Source organism: Janthinobacterium amylolyticum, from assembly GCF_051380655.1.
GTDB lineage: Bacteria > Pseudomonadota > Gammaproteobacteria > Burkholderiales > Burkholderiaceae_D > Janthinobacterium.
Genome location: NZ_JBNYXL010000006.1, coordinates 428,608 through 443,557 on the forward strand (window position 1 = coordinate 428,608; position 14,950 = coordinate 443,557).

Consider the following 14,950-nt stretch of genomic DNA (forward strand, 5'->3'; position numbering starts at 1 on the left):
GCTTGTTCGCTGGTGCCGCGCTGGCAGCACCGCCCCGGGAGCAGCCGCAAGACCAGCCGCAGGACTATCGCTGGAGCATCGCCCTGACGCCCCGGCCCGGTGCCGGCCTGAGCCGCATAAGCGTGCCCACCGACGTCTACCTGCACGCGCGCTCGGCCAGCCTGGCCGACATGCGCCTGTTCGACAGCAGCGGCAAACCGCTGGCCTTCGCCCTGACGGCCCCGCCCGCGCAATCGCGCACGCAGCACGACACGATACCCGTGCGTATCTTCCCCATCACCGGCGCACCGGCCGCCTACTCGGACCTGGACGGCGTGGAGATCCGCACCGGCAACGACGGTCGCCTGCTGTCCGTCACGGCGCGCGGCGGCAGTACGCCCGGTGCGGCGCCTGGCGTGCAGGCGCTGATCCTGGATGCTGGCGCGCCCGCCAAGGATAGCCGCATCGGCGCCCTGCGCTTTACCTTGCCGCCAGGAACCGACAACTACAATGCGCAAGTGCTGCTGGAAGTGAGCGACGACCTGAAGCAATGGGATGCCATCGCCACCACCACCCTGAACTGGCTGCGCAACAGCGACACGCAAACCCTGGCCAACGACCGTATCGAATTCACGCCACGCGCCTTCCGCTATGCGCGGCTGAGCTGGCAGTACGGCGATCCCGTCACTTTCGCCGGCATCGCCGCGCAGCAGGTCAGTATCACGGCCATGGCCGCGCCGCGCGCCACCATCGCACTGAAGGGGACGGCGGGCAAGCACGTGGACGAGCGCCTGTATGCAACGCCGATCGCCATTCCCGCCGACAGCATCGGCTTGCAGCTGGCCGAGGGCAACACGTCCATGCCTGTCACCCTGGGCGTGTATCGCCCGGCAAGCGAAGCGCCGCGCCAGCGCCAGCGCCTGCACCTGCGTCCGCAAGCGCGTGCCACGCAGGCGGCCGGCTTTGAGCCACTGCTCAACACGACGTTCTACCGCATCAGCATGGATGGCAAGGAACGGGTTTCGGGCGACCTGGCCATGCCCATCGTGCACACGACGCAGTGGGTGCTGCGGCCGCAATATCACAGCGGCAGCAATCCGCACAGCGATTCCGTCCTGCGCCTGGGCTGGACACCGGCCAACCTGGTGTTCCTGGCCAGCGGCAAGGGGCCGTATCAACTGGTCTTCGGCAAGAATGGCGCAAGCCCTGCGGCGCTGCCGCTGTCGCAGGTGGCGCCCGGCTTCACACAGGAAGAATTGCTGTCGCTGCCTGTTGCCACGGCGGCCACCGTGGTGGCGCTGACCAGCGATGCCCCCGTCGCGAAAACACCTGACGGTGCGGGCTGGCGCCTGGCGGCCCTCTGGGCCGCGCTGCTGCTGGGCGTGGCCGTGCTGGGCTTTTTTGCCTGGCGCTTGCTGTCGCAGATGAAGCAGGAAGAAGGGCAAGAACGAGGGCGGGAAAGAGGACAAGAACGTGGGCAAGAACGTGGGCAGGCGCCTGGACCAGAACCAGGGCAGGAACAAGGCAGCACCGACAAGCAGGGGCATTAAGCGCTCGGCAGCGACATAGAACGATATCGCGCCCGCGCCGTCCGCTGCTTCACCGCCGCCGACTTACCGCAGCAGATTCACTGCCGCTGCCTTGCTGCTGCTGGCTTACTAATGCTGATTTACTGCCGCTGACTTACTGCCGCTGGCTTACTAATGCTGACTTACTGCCGCTGGCTTACTGCTGCTGGCCCACTGCTGCTGGCTGCCGCTGACTTAGCAATGCTGGCTCACTGCCGCAGCAACGCCTTGAAGGTCTGCGGCATCCAGGGCCGTGCCGCCAGCATGAAGCTGATGGCCAAACGTTCATTGCCAGGCAGGCGCGCGTCTTCCTGGTGCTGCTGCGAGAACTCCACAGCCACCTGCTTCAAGCGTTCCAGCAAAGCGGCCGTGGATTTTTTCGACAGCATCACGTTCACCAGGCGCAGCAATTCCGTTTCGCCGTCGAACTGGGAATTCAGGTAGTCACCATAGGCGACCTCCTTGAAATAGGTGTGGATGGGGCCATTCGGTATCCAGGCAAAAGTGCGCGCCACCAGCAGTTTGACCCGGTTATTCGGCAGCAGTTCCAGAAAACCGATTTTATCGAGGCGCAGCAGGTATTTCACGGCTTGCGCCTCGCTGATGTCGTAAATGGCGATGATCTGTTCCAGCGGCAGCAGGTTCAGCGCGGAGACGGCCACCACGAACAGCCTGGGATCGTCGATGATTTCCTTCTCTTGCGCATACGTCAATCCCGTGATCAGGGTCGGCGTGGCCTGTGCCGTCTGCACGGCCTGCGCCAGCTGCTGGAAATCACTGCCGATGGCCACCAGGATCTGGTCCAGCCGCTGCAAGGTAAATTGTTTCTGCGAAAACATGCGCTTGACGCTGGCTTCGGACACGCCGATGCGCTGCGCCAGTTCGGCATAGGTGAGGGAGCGCGCTTTTAACAGCCGCTTCAAGGCTTCGATCAAGGCATGGGTCTGGGGCATGGCTATCCTTTAATTGCTACAAGCCAAGATAGTATCAAAAAGTAATACTTGGGGTATGGCTGCCCACTACGAGTAGCGTTCCGATTGACCGGAATGCTGGAGTCGACAATCATGCCTCTGCCAATCAGGCATATCAAGAAGGAGACACCCATGAAACGCTTGCTACCCATCTGCTTGTCCTTGTCGCTGCTGCTGGCCGGCTCCGTGGCGGGTTCGGCCCAGGCGGCCGCTTCGGAAAACCTGTCGAAAGGATCGCAAAACCTGAGCCAGGGTTCCGCCATCGTGGTGGCCGGCTCCATGTCGATGCTGGTCGCCTCCGGGCAGATCGTCGTTGCCAGCGTGGAAACGGTGGGTGAAGGCATTGTCGTCGTGCTGAAAGGCGCGTCCGAAGCGGGTGGCGCGTCAATACAGATGAGCACGCAAGCGGCCAAGGGCCTGTCTCTGGCCGCAGGCACCGTGGTCAGCGTGGTGGCGCTGTCCACCGGCCACATGCTGGTGCTGTCCGGCAAGGCCATCGCCTTCATCCCGAACGAACTGGGCAAGGCGCTGCTGCACCACTCCCAAGTCTAAGCCCCATCAAGAAGAACAGGACATCCATGAAACACATACTCGCCATGACCTTGCTGTGCGCAGCTACCCTGACATCGCAGGCCGCCAACGCCGACAGCTCCCGCGCCTCCGACAACGCGAGCATGGCGTCGGCCATCGTGCTGGTCGGCTCCATAGTCGTGCTGGCCAGCGCCGGTGAGGTCGTCATCGACACGGTGGAAAACGTGGCCGACGGCAGCATTGTCGTGCTGAAGAGCACAGCCAAAGGTGCATCGAAGGCCGCCACGGCGTCGGTCAAGCTGGGCAAGCAAGCCACGCAGGGCCTGTCGCTGGCGGCCGGCACGGTGATCCAGGTGGTCGCCGTCTCGACAGGCCACATGCTGGTGCTGTCCGGCAAGGCCATCGCCTATGTGCCGAATGCGGCCGGCAATGCCATCCTTCATCACTCGAAAGCGTGAACCCCATGAAATACCTGACTGCCATGATCATCAGCCTGGCCCTGGCCGGCGCCGCCCATGCGGGGCGCTCGTGCGAGGAAAAACCCACCGATGCCACCACTCTCGCCAAGTCCATGGAGCTGGCGCAAAAGACCTTGCAGGCGCTCGATGGTTCGGGCGCGCAAGTGGCGCTGGTGGCGCGCGTCGGCCAGGACTTGTCCAAGTACAATTTGCGCTATTCGCACGTGGCGCTGGCCTGGCGCGACCACCCGCAAGGGCGCTGGCTGGTGGTGCATGAACTCAATGAATGCGGCACGGCGCAATCGTCACTGTTCAACGAAGGCTTGGGCAATTTCTTCATGGATGATGTGTTCATGTATGAATCCCTGATCCTGATTCCCGGCCAGGATACGCAGCAGCAACTGGCGCGCCTGCTGGCGTCGAGCACGCCGAAGCGCCTGCATGAGGCACACTACAATATGCTGGCCTACCCGTTTTCCACCAAGTACCAGAACTCGAACCAGTGGGTGCTGGAACTGCTGGCCGCTGCCAGCAACGCGCCTGGCAAGATCGAGACGCGGGCCGAAGCGCAAGGCTGGCTGCGCAGCGCCAGCTACGCGCCGCAAACGCTGAGCATACCCGCCGCCACGCGCCTGGGCGCGCGCATGTTCCGCGCGAATATCGCTTTTGACGACCACCCTTTCGAGCGCCGCATGACGCGCCAGATCGACGTCGTCAGCGTCGACTCCATCACCCGCTTCCTGCGCCAGCGCGAACCGCAGATACAGGAAATCGTGGTGCGCAACTAAGCTCTATCAAGCCCGCTGCAGCACGCGGAACAGCGGGCCGATCGCCAGCACCAGCACCACCATGCGCGCCACATGAAACGCGGTCACCACCGGCACGCCCAGATGCAGGGTCTTGGCTGTCAGCGACATTTCGGCAATCCCGCCCGGCGAAGTGGCCAGGATGGCGGTGCCAGCATGGATGCCCAGCCAGTACGACAGCCCCAGCCCGAAGGCGGCCGCCAGCAGCAGCATCAAGACACTGCACAAGGCGACGCTGGCCAGGTAGCGGGGAGCGGCATGCAAAAAAGCGGGGCTGAAGCGCGTGCCCAGCGCGATGCCGACGAAGAGCTGGCCGGCGCGTATCATCCATTCAGGCAGGCGCGACAAGTGGATGCCGCAGGCCGTCAGCAGCAGGGCCGCCAGCAGCGGGCCGATGACCCACGCGTTCGGCAGCCTGCCCCGCTTGAACGCGAGGGCGGCCAGCACGGTGATGCAGACCAGCGCGGCCAGGCCGGCAGGATCGACGAGGGCGGCGCCAGGCACGAAGGTTTCGTGTCCTTCGGCCAGGCCATGGCTGCCCCAGTAGCGCACGCCGAAGGGAATGGTCGCCACCACCAGCATCATGCGCAGGCTGTGCGCGGCGGCCACCTTGCCCACGTCGGCGCCATGACGCTCGCTCTGCACGGCCATTTCCGACGCGCCGCCAACGGCCATGGCGAAGAAGGCGGTGGCGCTGTCGACGCCGGACAGGCGCCGCAGCAGCATGGCGCCGCACGCCCCCAGCGCCAGCGCGAACAGCACGGCGCCGGCGATCCACGGCGTGAAGTCCAGCAGCACGGCCAGCACGGGCGCCGTGAAATACAGGCCCAGCGCCGTGCCGATGGCCCACTGGCCCGCTTCGCGCACGCGCACGGGGCAGGCCAGTTCCCGCCCGGCCAGACGCAACGCGGCCGTGGCGAACAGAGGGCCGATCATCCACGGCAGCGGCGTATGCAGCCACAGACAGATGGCGGCGCCCGCCAGGCCGGTGGCCAGTGCCGCCCCGAAAGCGCGCCAGCGCGGCCACCACAGCACCGTTAAAACACCCAGAGCTTGTCGACTGGCATATGCAGCCAGTACTTGCCCGCCTCGAGCTTGTGGCGCGAGTAGGCGCGCAGGCTGATGTTATCGGCGCCGCCGCGCTCGAACAGGCATTCCCAGCGGTCGCCCAGGTACATGCAGGTCAGCAGCGGCAATTCGATGGCGTTGTCCACCTGCGTGGCGCTGATCTTCACTTCCTCGACGCGGATCATGGTCGTCACTTCCGTTCCCGCATTGGCGCCGCGCGCCACGCCCTGCATGCTGGCGCCATCGATCTGCAAGCGCACGGCGCTGCCCTCGCGCTGTACCACCTTGCCGGGCAGGCGGTTATTGCTGCCCATGAATTCCGCCGTGAACAGGGTGTCCGGCGTTTCATACATGCTTTGCGGCGTGCCCTGCTGCTCGATCTTGCCGTTATTGAGCAGCAAAATGCGGTCCGAGATCGCCATCGCCTCGCCCTGGTCGTGCGTCACCATCAGGGCCGACAGGCCCAGGCGTACGATCAGTTCGCGCAAAAAGGCGCGCGCCTCTTCCCGCAGTTTGGCGTCCAGGTTCGACAGCGGTTCGTCGAGCAGGATCACGGGCGGGTTGTACACCAGCGCGCGCGCAATCGCCACGCGCTGCTGCTGGCCGCCGGACAGTTGATGCGGATAGCGCTCGCCCAAATGCCCCAGGCCCAGTTGCGTCAGCACCTCCTTCACGCGCCCGGCGATATCGCTCGTGCCCATCTTGCGCAGTTTGAGGCCGTAGGCGACGTTGTCGAACACGGTCTTGTGCGGCCACAGCGCATACGACTGGAACACCAGGCCCAGGTTGCGCTGCTCGGCCGGCATCTCGAAGTGTTTCGCGCCATCGTAGACATTGCGCTCGCCAATCTCGATGGTGCCCGCCTTCGGGCTTTCCAGTCCGGCGACGGCGCGCAGCAAGGTGGTCTTGCCGCTGCCCGAAGGCCCCAGCAGGGCCACCACTTCGCCTTTTTTCAGGTGCATGGAGACACCCTTCAGGATCTGGTTGGCGGAAGCGCCGGTGCCGTAGTCCAGGTACAGTTCATTGACGGTCAATTCATTCATGATGTGGTCTCAGTCTTTGTATTTAGTTATGCAGCTTGACGCCAAAGCGCAGCGCGATGCCCAGGCCGATGGCCACCAGGGTGATATTGATGAAGGACAGCGCCGCCACCAGGTCGGTCGAGCCGCCGGCCCACAGCGATACCAGCATGGCGCCAATCACTTCCGTGCCCGGCGACAGCAGGTACACGCCCGTCGAGTATTCGCGCTCGAAAATCAGGAAGACCATCAGCCACGCACCCAGCAAGCCGTATTTGATCAGCGGCAGGGTGACGTCGCGCGTCACCTGGCCGCGGCTGGCGCCGACGGCGCGCGCCGCCTCTTCCAGCTCCGGCCCCACCTGCAGCAGCGCGGTGGAAATCAGACGCATGCCGTAAGCCATCCACACCACCGAATACGCGAGCCACAGGGCGAAGATGGTCGAGCGCAGTTCGCGCAGCACGGGGATCGCATGGCCGCTCAGCCACAGGGCCACGCCGTTGTCCATGCCTTTCAATATGCCGTCAAGCCAGGCCGGCACGAAGAGGAACACCCACAGGAACGACAGGCCGGCCAGCAGTCCCGGCACGGCGCGCGGCACCAGCACGCTGTAGTCGAGCAGGCGCGTGATGCCGTCCTGCTTGCGGTGCATGGCCAGCGCGATGAAGCTGTAGCAGCCCACGGCCAGCGCGCCGCCGACGACGCCGATCAGGATGGTGTTGACGATGCCGCGCACCAGCGACGGCTGGTCGAAGATGTCGCGGAAATGCTGCAGGGTCAGGACGTCGGCCAGGTGCACGCCCTCGCCCCAGTACTGCACGAAGGAGCGCAGCACGATACCCGTCAGCGGCAGGATGATGGTGAAGATCAGCCAGCCGGCCAGCAGCGCGAACGCCAGCCACTTCCAGCGCCCCAGCGGCATGGCCTTGCTGCGCGCGCCCTTGCCCTTGATCGACACATACTTGTTGGCGGACTTGAGCAGCCAGCGCTGTATCATCACCAGCGGCATGGTCACCATCACCAGGCAGACGGCGACGGCGGCCATCAGGTGGTAGGACGGCGTACCCAGTTTATTCGTCAGCTTGTACAGATAGGTCGGCAGCACCAGGTGGCCTTCCGGATCGCCCAGTACCAGCACCAGGCCGAACACCTCGAAGCCGAGGAAGAACACCAGCACGCCCGCATACGCCAGCGCCGGCATGATCATCGGCAGCGACACATTCATCATCACCTGGATCGGCGAGGCACCTGCCACGCGGGCCGCTTCTTCCACATCCGAGCCCAGGCTTTTCAGCGCCGACGATGCATACAGGTAGACGTGCGGCACGTGCGTCAGGCCGGCGATGATGACGATGCTGGTGAAAGAATAGATATTCCAGGGCACGAAGCCCAGCAATTCCTTGGCCCAGGTCGAGTAAAAGCCCACGGGCCCCATCGAGACGACGTAGCCAAAGCCCATCACCATCGGCGAGACGAAGATCGGCACCAGCAGCATGGGCGCCACCCAGCTGCGGCCGGGCAAATCGGTGCGCACCATCAAAAAGGCCAGCATGCCGCCCAGCGGCACGGCGATCACGGTCAGACCGCAGGCGAGCATCAGGCCGTTCTTGAAGGCCATCGAGAAATCGGGATCATCGAAGATGAAACGGTAGGAATCAAAGCCGAATTCGCGCACCGGCATGAAGAACGGCGCGTTCAGGAAGCTCTGGTAAAAAATCAGGAACAGCGGCAGGAAAATGGCGACCAGGGTGATCGCCACGACCACGCCGCGCGGCCAGTTCAGGCGCGACAGGGGAGAGCGCGACCGTGCAGGCAGCGGCAAGATGGCAGTTTGCATGATGAATCCAATGAATGTAGGGTGCGGCATCCGTCCGCAGGCACGCGCCTGCGGACGGCCAGGACGGCGTTACTTTTTGCCGGCTGTCTCTTTCCATTGCTTCAGGAACGCCATGCGCTTGGCCGGTCCCAGGAATTGCAGGATGATCGGATGCACGGGAATCGGCTTGACATTGGCCGCGCCGATTTCCTTGATCAGGTCGGCCGACGTCGTTTCGCCCGTGACGTCGGCGCGGATGGCAAACAGCTTGGCGCCGTTCGAGATGATGGTCTGGCCCCGGTGCGACAGGATGTAGTCGAGCCACAGCTTGCTGGCGTTGACGTTTTTCGCGTTCTTGTTGATGAACTGCACGCGCGACAGGATCAGGGTGTAATCCTTGGGCAGCACCACGCCGATCGACGGATCGGTCTTGGCGCGCACGAGGGCATAGGATCCCAGCACATTGTAGCCAATCAGGTTTTCACCCGACGAAATGCGCTCCATCATGGTGCCTGTCGACGACTGCACGCGCACCTTGGCCGTGCCAAAGGCGTTTTGCAGGGCCAGGAACTGCGGGTACTCCTTGGCATCCTGCGACATGAACATGAAGCCGACACCCGATTTCTCGATGTCATAGGTGGTGACCTTGTCCTTGAATTTCGGCGTCGTGATCAGCTTGGCGAAATCAGCGTGGTTCTTCGGCACTTCCTTGGGGTCGAGCAGGCGCTTGTTGTAGACGATGGCGGCCGGCTCGAACGTGGTGCCGTAGGCCTGGTCATCCCACATGGCCCAGCCGGGGATCTTCGCCGCTTCCACGGATTTGTATTTCAATGCATAACCGTCCGAGGCCAGGCGCATCTGCAAGTCCATGGCCGACGACCACATCACGTCGGCCGTGTTGCCGCCGGCGGCCACTTCGGAAATGAAGCGGTTATACACTTCGGTGGAATTCATGTCGTTGTATTCGACCGAAATGCCCGGATACAGGGCGCTGAAATCCTTGATCAAAGGCGCGGCGGCCTTGCTGTCGGTGGCGCTGTAAATCACCACCTTGCCTTCCTTTTTGGCCGCGTCGATGATCTTCTGGTAGTCGGCCGGATAGCCGGGCGGCACTTGCGCGAAGGCGGCGCCGGCCAGGCTGGCGAACGCGGTGGCAATGGCGGCTTGAAGCAGGGTCTTGGTTTGCATGGGGTTGTCTCCGTCTGTCAATGTTTTTAATAAGTTGTCGTTCAACGCATCAGGCCAAGTTCAGTCGCCTGCCTGGCATACTCGTCGACGGCCTTGCGCACATACGCCGTCAGCTTCGGCCCCGTCAGGGCGAATGGATACAGGCCGGCCTGCGCGCGCCATTCGGCGAATTGCGGCGTGGCCATGGCGCGCTCGAAAGTGGCGACCCAGCGCTGGTAGTCCGCCTCGGGCACCTGTGGCCCCATCCACACGCCGCGGATGATGGGCCAGACCACGTCGACGCCCTGCTCGCGCGCCGTCGGCACGCCGGCCAGCACGCCGGGCAGGCGTTTTTCCGACAGCACCGCCAGCACGCGCGCGTGGTTGGCGCTGGCGTTCAAGGTGGCTTCGGAGGTGTCGCCCGAGACCACCTGCACGTAGTCTGCCTGCATCGCCGTGAACACTTCGCCGCCGCCTTCGAGTGCCACGAAACGCAGCACTTTCGGGTCGATGCCGGCGTGGCGCGCCACCAGCGCCATCTTCAGCCAGTCCTGGCTGCCGATGGTGCCGGAGACGCCGATCAGCACCTTGTCCGGATGCTGGCGCAAGGCTGCGATCAGGTCGGCCAGGCTTTTGTAGGGCGAATCGCTGCGCACGGCGATCATGCCGTAGTCGGCGCCCACAGCCGCCACCCAGCGCACATCGCCGGCCTTGGCGTTGCCGAACTTGCCCTGCGCCAGATTGAGCAGCGAACCGCCCGAAAAGGCCACCAGGGTGTTCGCCTCGGCGCGGCGGCGCTGCGACGCCATCGAATGCCAGGCCACGGCGCCGATGCCGCCGGGCAGATAGCTGATGCGCATCGGCGCCGCGGCACCCGCCACGCCCTCCTGCGCCAGGCTTTTTTTCGCCAGCTTGCAGGTCAGGTCCATGGCGCCGCCCGGCTTGGACGGCACCACGCATTCGGCCGGCGCGGGCGCGGGGGCCTGTGCCGCCGCGATGGCGGGCAGCAGGCAGCACAGGGACAGGAACAGGGAGCGCAGCATGGCCATGGCTTAGAAGCGGTGCTGGATGCCGGCGATCAGGCCGCGCTGCGTGTCGCCGAAACCGGCGTCGTCACGCGACAGGCTGACCAGCTGATTGTGCTTGGCCTTGGCATAGGCGCCGGCCACATACAGGTCGGTGCGCTTGGACAGGGCATAGCGCACGCGCGCCACGTACATGATCGGATCGGCATCCAGGTTGGACGCCACGTTTTTCACGTCCTGGTAGTAGATCACGCCCGTCAGTGTGACGACCGGCGTGGTCTTGTAGCTGACGCCGCCCCAGTACAGGGTGCCGCGCACATCGGCCTTGCCGGCCGCTGCCGGGTCGAGCTTGTAGTCGCGCGCCGCCGCCTGCACCTTCCACGGGCCCTCGTCGTACATGGCGCCCAGGTGGTAGACCGTGGTCTTGTCGCGCGCGCCACCGGGAACGGTATTGCCGTTGACCTGCTCGTACGTGGCCAGCAGGCTGACAGGACCCGTTTTATAGGTGACGGCCGTGGACAGCTTGGCGCTGTCCGAGCTGCCCGTCGTCTGCTCGCCGAAGCCGTACGATGCGCCGTAGCTGAAGCCACCGGTCTTGCCCGAATACTTGACCATGTTGTCGAAGGCGGTCGTCATGCCGTACTTGCTGGGCCCCGTGGCGTTGGCCGAAGTGGCCCACGAATAGAAAGGCGCGTACGCCATCGGGTCGAAGGGCAGCACGAAGTCGTACACGGTGGTAAACGAGCGGCCCAGCACGACGCGGCCAAACGCGCCTTCCAGGCCTACGTTGGCCTGGCGCTTGAACAGCGCGCCGTCAGCCGCGCCCGTGTCGACCAGGATGCCGCCTTCCAGATTGAACACGGCTTTCAGGCCGCCGCCCAGGTCTTCGCTGCCCAGGATGCCCCAGCGCGAAGTGTTCATGCCGCCCGAGCTCACTTGCGTCATCGAGCTTTTGTTCGGACCGGCATTGCTGGTATTGCTGATGCCGGCGTCAAGACGGCCATACAGGGTGACGCTCGATTGGGCCTGGGCGCTGCCGGCGGCGACTACCGCCATGGCGGCCAGCGAGAATGCTGTTTTCTTCATGTAGAGTGTCTCCCTCAGATATAGTTATTGGTGATATGCCTGATCAACTTCGTGAATCAGGATCACACTATATGAGCGCGATCCTTTCAATTCGCTTTCAGACTGACAGGTGTCGCCGGCCAGCCACAAGCGGTACAAACATATTCATGCACGCCCCTGTCGGCAACGCCCCGGCAGGCTTACACTGCACCAATTCAAACGAATGGCGGAGACCATGCGCATATTATTAGTGGAAGACCATCTGGAGCTGTCGCACTGGCTGGCAAAGGCCCTGCGCGACGCGCACCTGACGGTGGAGACGGCCCACAACGGTGCCGATGCCGACGCCCTGCTGCACACGCAGGAATATTCGCTGGTGCTGCTCGACCTGACCTTGCCGAAAATGGATGGCCTCGACGTGCTGCGCCGCCTGCGCGCGCGCGGCGGCACGCGCGGCAAGACCCCCGTCATGATACTCACGGCGCGCGGCGGCCTGGATGAAAAAGTGCAGGGCCTGAACCTGGGCGCCGACGACTACATGGCCAAGCCGTTCGAGCTGGCCGAACTGGAAGCACGCGTCAAAGCCCTGCTGCGCCGCAGCCAGGGTAACGAAGCGCTGGTGCATACCTGCGGCGCGCTCAGTTTCGACACCGTCACGCGCATGTTCAGCTATAGCGGCGCGGCGCTGGCCCTGACGCCGCGCGAACATGCCGTGCTCGAAGCGCTGATCACGCGTTCCGGACGCGCCGTGTCGAAGGAAAAACTCTTCGACGAAGTCTTCGCGCTGGCCGACGACGCCAACCTGGATGCCATCGAACTGTACATCCACCGCGTGCGCAAGAAACTCGAGAACGGCGTGGAAAGCGGTTCGCCCGACGGCGCCGTCATCACCACCCTGCGCGGCATCGGCTACCTGCTGCAGCCGCGCAGGGCCATGGCGCCAGCCGCGCCAAAATGAACGTGCCCCGTCAGCCGCTGGCCGAGCGCCTGCGCCGCTACGCGCATGGCAGGCCACTGGGCAGCCTGCGCAGCCAGCTGCTGCGCTGGCTGCTCATCCCGCTGGTGATGCTGGTGCTGCTCGACGCCTTTTTCGTCTACCGCAATGCGCTCGACGCGGCCGACATGGCGTATGACCGCTCGCTGCTGGCGTCGACGCGCGCGCTGGCCGAGCGCGTCTCCATCGTCGGCGGCAAGGTGGTGGCCGAGGTGCCGTACGTGGCGCTCGACAGCTTCGAGACCGATACGCTGGGGCGCATCTACTACAAGGTCACGGGCATCAACGGCGAGCTGGTGTCGGGCTATGGCGACTTGCCGGCGGTGCCGAAAAACGTGCCCCGCTCGCAGAATTATCCGGCCCTGGTGCGCTTCTACCACGCCGATTACCACGGCAAGCCGATCCGCATCGCCGCCCTGCTGCAGCCCGTGTACGACGATTCGATGCGCGGCATCGCCCTGATCCAGGTAGGCGAAACGCTGGACGCGCGGCGCGGCCTGTCGAACCAGATCCTGTTCGATACCCTGAGCTGGCAGGCGGCGATGATACTGGTGATGGCGGCACTCGTCTGGTTTGCCGTGCGCCTGGTGCTGCAACCGCTGATGCGCTTGAAAACGGAAGTCGAGACGCGCGCCCTGTCCGACCTGTCCGACGTCGATCCCACGCTGGTGCACAAGGAAATGCGTCCGCTGGTGAGCGCCATGAACGGCTCCATGTCGCGCCTGCAGCAGCTGATCGCCAGCCAGCGCCGCTTCATCGCCGACGCCTCGCACCAGCTGCGCACGCCGCTGACGGTGCTGAAAACCCAGGCCGAACTGGCCTTGCGCGCGTGCGACCGGCAAGGCGCTGCGGCGCAGGACGTGGCCGCGCTGCGCGACATCGTGCGCTCGATCGCCGCCACCACCGATTCGACCGTGCTGCTGGCCAACCGCCTGCTGACGCTGGCGCGCATCGAGCATGGCGGCGAGAACCTGGCTATGGAAACGGTGCCCTTGCGTGAGGTGGCACAGCAGGTGGGGCTGGAAATGGCCATGGTGTCCGTCGGCAGGCATATCGACCTGTCGCTGGAAGCGCCCGATGACGCACCCGTGCATGGCCAGGCCCTGCTGCTGCATGAACTGGTCGCCAACCTGGTCGACAATGCCCTGCGCTACACGCCGCACGGCGGCAGCGTAATCCTGCGCGTGCGCGCCGCGCAGGCGGCGAGCGGACAAGAATACGGCGCCGTGCTGGAAGTGGAAGACAGCGGCAAGGGCATCGCGCCGGCCGAGCGTGAGCGCGTGTTGACACCGTTCTACCGGGTCGGCGCGGCGCTCGAGAGCAACCCCGGCGGCGCCGGCCTGGGCCTGGCCATCGTGCGCGACATCGCCGCCCTGCACGGTGCCCGGCTGGAACTGGCGACGGCGGCGAATGGGCATGGGCTGAAGGTCAGCGTGAAGTTCAGTGGAGCGGTATAAAGACCGGCGCCGATATTTATTCAATACTTTTTGTTGCTTAAAAACAACGCATAATTTATTTCTAATACTTTTTAGATAATTGCCTTACATAAACATATTCTGCCCTATACAATTCGGCTCCCATTAAGCGGCGAGACAGTCTCCCCGCATTAATTATCTAGGATGAATATGAAAAAGCAATTGTTTGCAGTAGTCGTTGGCGCCGCGCTGGCATTCCCTTTGTTCGCACAAGCTGAAAACATTTATGTTGGCGCGAATGTCGGCCGTTCGGAATTGAAATTGTCGGGCGACGACGTGTCGGGCAAAGAAAACAAAACCGGCTTTAAAGCTTACGCTGGCTACGACTTCACACCTAACTTCGGCGCAGAAGCTGGCTACGTCAATTTCGGCAAACTGAAAGAAAGCGAAGGCAAGGAATCGCTGAGCATGGAAACCAGCGCTTTCTACGTCGCTGCCACCGGCACGCTGCCACTGAACGAACAATTCTCGCTGTTTGCAAAAGCTGGCGTAACGCAAAACCACACCAAAGTTAAATTGAACCTGATCGGTTTCAACGCCAGCGAGTCGAAAAACAAAACCGCTGCCCTGTTCGGCATCGGCGCTGCTTACAACATCAATAAAAACCTGTCGGCCGTTGCTGAATATGAAAACTTCGGCAAAACGCTGAGCCAGGATGGCATGAAACTGAAAGCCGACCTGCTGTCGATCGGCCTGCGCTACAAGTTCTAATTTACGCTTGCGTGAATCAGAATCAAGCCGTTATTAACGGCGTATAAAAAACCGGCTGCAGTGAACTGACCCCAGATAGTTGGACGGTTTAGTTTGCTAGGTTGCCCAGGGCTGAGTTCTGTATTGCACGGGACTCAGCCCTTTTAGCTTAAGCTTGATACGATCGTGATTATAGTAGTGGATGTACTTTTTGATGCCGCGCTGTAGTTCCTCGATGCTGCTGAACTTGTTCAGATAGAAGAACTCTGTCTTGAGCACAGCGAAGAAGCTTTCCATGGCAGCGTTGTCAAGACAATT

15 protein-coding genes are annotated in these 14,950 nt (G+C 63.4%); 7 read left to right on the forward strand and 8 right to left on the reverse strand.

What is annotated here, in order from left to right:
* Positions 1-2 precede the first annotated feature (2 nt).
* Complete coding sequence (locus ACQ4WR_RS15585; protein ID WP_436488301.1) at positions 3-1,529, forward strand: DUF3999 family protein; 1,527 nt, start codon at positions 3-5, stop codon at positions 1,527-1,529.
* A 227-nt stretch (positions 1,530-1,756) separates the two neighbouring features.
* On the opposite strand, the gene ACQ4WR_RS15590 is transcribed toward ACQ4WR_RS15585, so the two are convergent.
* Positions 1,757-2,500, reverse strand: a complete 744-nt coding sequence (locus ACQ4WR_RS15590) for a helix-turn-helix domain-containing protein (protein ID WP_102298280.1) — start codon at positions 2,498-2,500, stop codon at positions 1,757-1,759.
* Between the two features lie 150 nt (positions 2,501-2,650).
* On the opposite strand from ACQ4WR_RS15590, the gene ACQ4WR_RS15595 reads away from it, so the two are divergent.
* From ACQ4WR_RS15595 to ACQ4WR_RS15605, 3 genes are read left to right on the forward strand one after another with little or no spacing between them, the layout of a single operon-like run.
* The gene (locus ACQ4WR_RS15595; protein WP_436488303.1) at positions 2,651-3,070 is read left to right on the forward strand and encodes a hypothetical protein; all 420 of its coding nucleotides are present in this window, start codon (positions 2,651-2,653) and stop codon (positions 3,068-3,070) included.
* 26 nt (positions 3,071-3,096) lie between these two features.
* Complete coding sequence (locus ACQ4WR_RS15600) at positions 3,097-3,507, forward strand: hypothetical protein (protein ID WP_146012512.1); 411 nt, start codon at positions 3,097-3,099, stop codon at positions 3,505-3,507.
* Between the two features lie 5 nt (positions 3,508-3,512).
* On the forward strand, positions 3,513-4,295 hold the full coding sequence (locus tag ACQ4WR_RS15605; protein WP_436488305.1) for a DUF2145 domain-containing protein: 783 nt from the start codon (positions 3,513-3,515) through the stop codon (positions 4,293-4,295).
* A gap of 6 nt (positions 4,296-4,301) precedes the next feature.
* On the opposite strand, the gene ACQ4WR_RS15610 is transcribed toward ACQ4WR_RS15605, so the two are convergent.
* The 6 genes from ACQ4WR_RS15610 to ACQ4WR_RS15635 all read right to left on the reverse strand — a co-directional run bounded on the left by ACQ4WR_RS15610 (position 4,302) and on the right by ACQ4WR_RS15635 (position 11,494).
* Positions 4,302-5,348, reverse strand: a complete 1,047-nt coding sequence (locus tag ACQ4WR_RS15610) for an AbrB family transcriptional regulator (RefSeq protein ID WP_436488307.1) — start codon at positions 5,346-5,348, stop codon at positions 4,302-4,304.
* Between the two features lie 2 nt (positions 5,349-5,350).
* A complete protein-coding gene (locus ACQ4WR_RS15615; RefSeq protein WP_102294608.1) occupies positions 5,351-6,424 on the reverse strand; it encodes an ABC transporter ATP-binding protein in 1,074 nt (357 codons plus the stop codon).
* Between the two features lie 22 nt (positions 6,425-6,446).
* Positions 6,447-8,237, reverse strand: coding sequence for an ABC transporter permease (locus ACQ4WR_RS15620; protein ID WP_436488309.1), 1,791 nt, complete (start codon positions 8,235-8,237; stop codon positions 6,447-6,449).
* A gap of 69 nt (positions 8,238-8,306) precedes the next feature.
* Complete coding sequence (locus tag ACQ4WR_RS15625) at positions 8,307-9,404, reverse strand: ABC transporter substrate-binding protein (protein WP_102294606.1); 1,098 nt, start codon at positions 9,402-9,404, stop codon at positions 8,307-8,309.
* A 41-nt stretch (positions 9,405-9,445) separates the two neighbouring features.
* Positions 9,446-10,432: a Bug family tripartite tricarboxylate transporter substrate binding protein gene (locus tag ACQ4WR_RS15630; protein ID WP_436488311.1), complete on the reverse strand. Its 987-nt coding sequence runs from the start codon at positions 10,430-10,432 to the stop codon at positions 9,446-9,448.
* A 3-nt stretch (positions 10,433-10,435) separates the two neighbouring features.
* Positions 10,436-11,494 (reverse strand): porin, encoded by a 1,059-nt coding sequence (locus tag ACQ4WR_RS15635; protein WP_436488313.1) that lies wholly within the window; start codon positions 11,492-11,494, stop codon positions 10,436-10,438.
* A 214-nt stretch (positions 11,495-11,708) separates the two neighbouring features.
* On the opposite strand from ACQ4WR_RS15635, the gene ACQ4WR_RS15640 reads away from it, so the two are divergent.
* The 3 genes from ACQ4WR_RS15640 to ACQ4WR_RS15650 all read left to right on the forward strand — a co-directional run bounded on the left by ACQ4WR_RS15640 (position 11,709) and on the right by ACQ4WR_RS15650 (position 14,653).
* Positions 11,709-12,431, forward strand: coding sequence for a response regulator (locus ACQ4WR_RS15640; RefSeq protein WP_102294620.1), 723 nt, complete (start codon positions 11,709-11,711; stop codon positions 12,429-12,431).
* Positions 12,428-13,924 carry a sensor histidine kinase N-terminal domain-containing protein gene (locus tag ACQ4WR_RS15645; protein ID WP_436488315.1) on the forward strand — a complete coding sequence of 499 codons (1,497 nt, stop codon included), beginning with the start codon at positions 12,428-12,430 and terminating at the stop codon, positions 13,922-13,924. The genes ACQ4WR_RS15640 and ACQ4WR_RS15645 overlap by 4 nt, the downstream gene beginning before the upstream one ends.
* A 168-nt stretch (positions 13,925-14,092) precedes the next feature.
* The gene (locus ACQ4WR_RS15650; protein ID WP_436488317.1) at positions 14,093-14,653 is read left to right on the forward strand and encodes an outer membrane beta-barrel protein; all 561 of its coding nucleotides are present in this window, start codon (positions 14,093-14,095) and stop codon (positions 14,651-14,653) included.
* A 96-nt stretch (positions 14,654-14,749) separates the two neighbouring features.
* Here ACQ4WR_RS15650 and ACQ4WR_RS15655 read toward each other — a convergent pair.
* The coding region (locus tag ACQ4WR_RS15655) for an IS3 family transposase (RefSeq protein WP_436488319.1) at positions 14,750-14,950 on the reverse strand (201 nt) is incomplete at its 5' end.

Coding starts and splice junctions, on each gene's coding strand:
- ACQ4WR_RS15590 (WP_102298280.1), bottom strand. CDS start 2,500: ATGCCCCAGACCCATGCCTTGATCGAAGCCTTGAAGCGGCTGTTAAAA.
- ACQ4WR_RS15595 (WP_436488303.1), top strand. CDS start 2,651: ATGAAACGCTTGCTACCCATCTGCTTGTCCTTGTCGCTGCTGCTGGCC.
- ACQ4WR_RS15600 (WP_146012512.1), top strand. CDS start 3,097: ATGAAACACATACTCGCCATGACCTTGCTGTGCGCAGCTACCCTGACA.
- ACQ4WR_RS15605 (WP_436488305.1), top strand. CDS start 3,513: ATGAAATACCTGACTGCCATGATCATCAGCCTGGCCCTGGCCGGCGCC.
- ACQ4WR_RS15615 (WP_102294608.1), bottom strand. CDS start 6,424: ATGAATGAATTGACCGTCAATGAACTGTACCTGGACTACGGCACCGGC.
- ACQ4WR_RS15620 (WP_436488309.1), bottom strand. CDS start 8,237: ATGCAAACTGCCATCTTGCCGCTGCCTGCACGGTCGCGCTCTCCCCTG.
- ACQ4WR_RS15625 (WP_102294606.1), bottom strand. CDS start 9,404: ATGCAAACCAAGACCCTGCTTCAAGCCGCCATTGCCACCGCGTTCGCC.
- ACQ4WR_RS15630 (WP_436488311.1), bottom strand. CDS start 10,432: ATGGCCATGCTGCGCTCCCTGTTCCTGTCCCTGTGCTGCCTGCTGCCC.
- ACQ4WR_RS15635 (WP_436488313.1), bottom strand. CDS start 11,494: ATGAAGAAAACAGCATTCTCGCTGGCCGCCATGGCGGTAGTCGCCGCC.
- ACQ4WR_RS15640 (WP_102294620.1), top strand. CDS start 11,709: ATGCGCATATTATTAGTGGAAGACCATCTGGAGCTGTCGCACTGGCTG.
- ACQ4WR_RS15645 (WP_436488315.1), top strand. CDS start 12,428: ATGAACGTGCCCCGTCAGCCGCTGGCCGAGCGCCTGCGCCGCTACGCG.
- ACQ4WR_RS15650 (WP_436488317.1), top strand. CDS start 14,093: ATGAAAAAGCAATTGTTTGCAGTAGTCGTTGGCGCCGCGCTGGCATTC.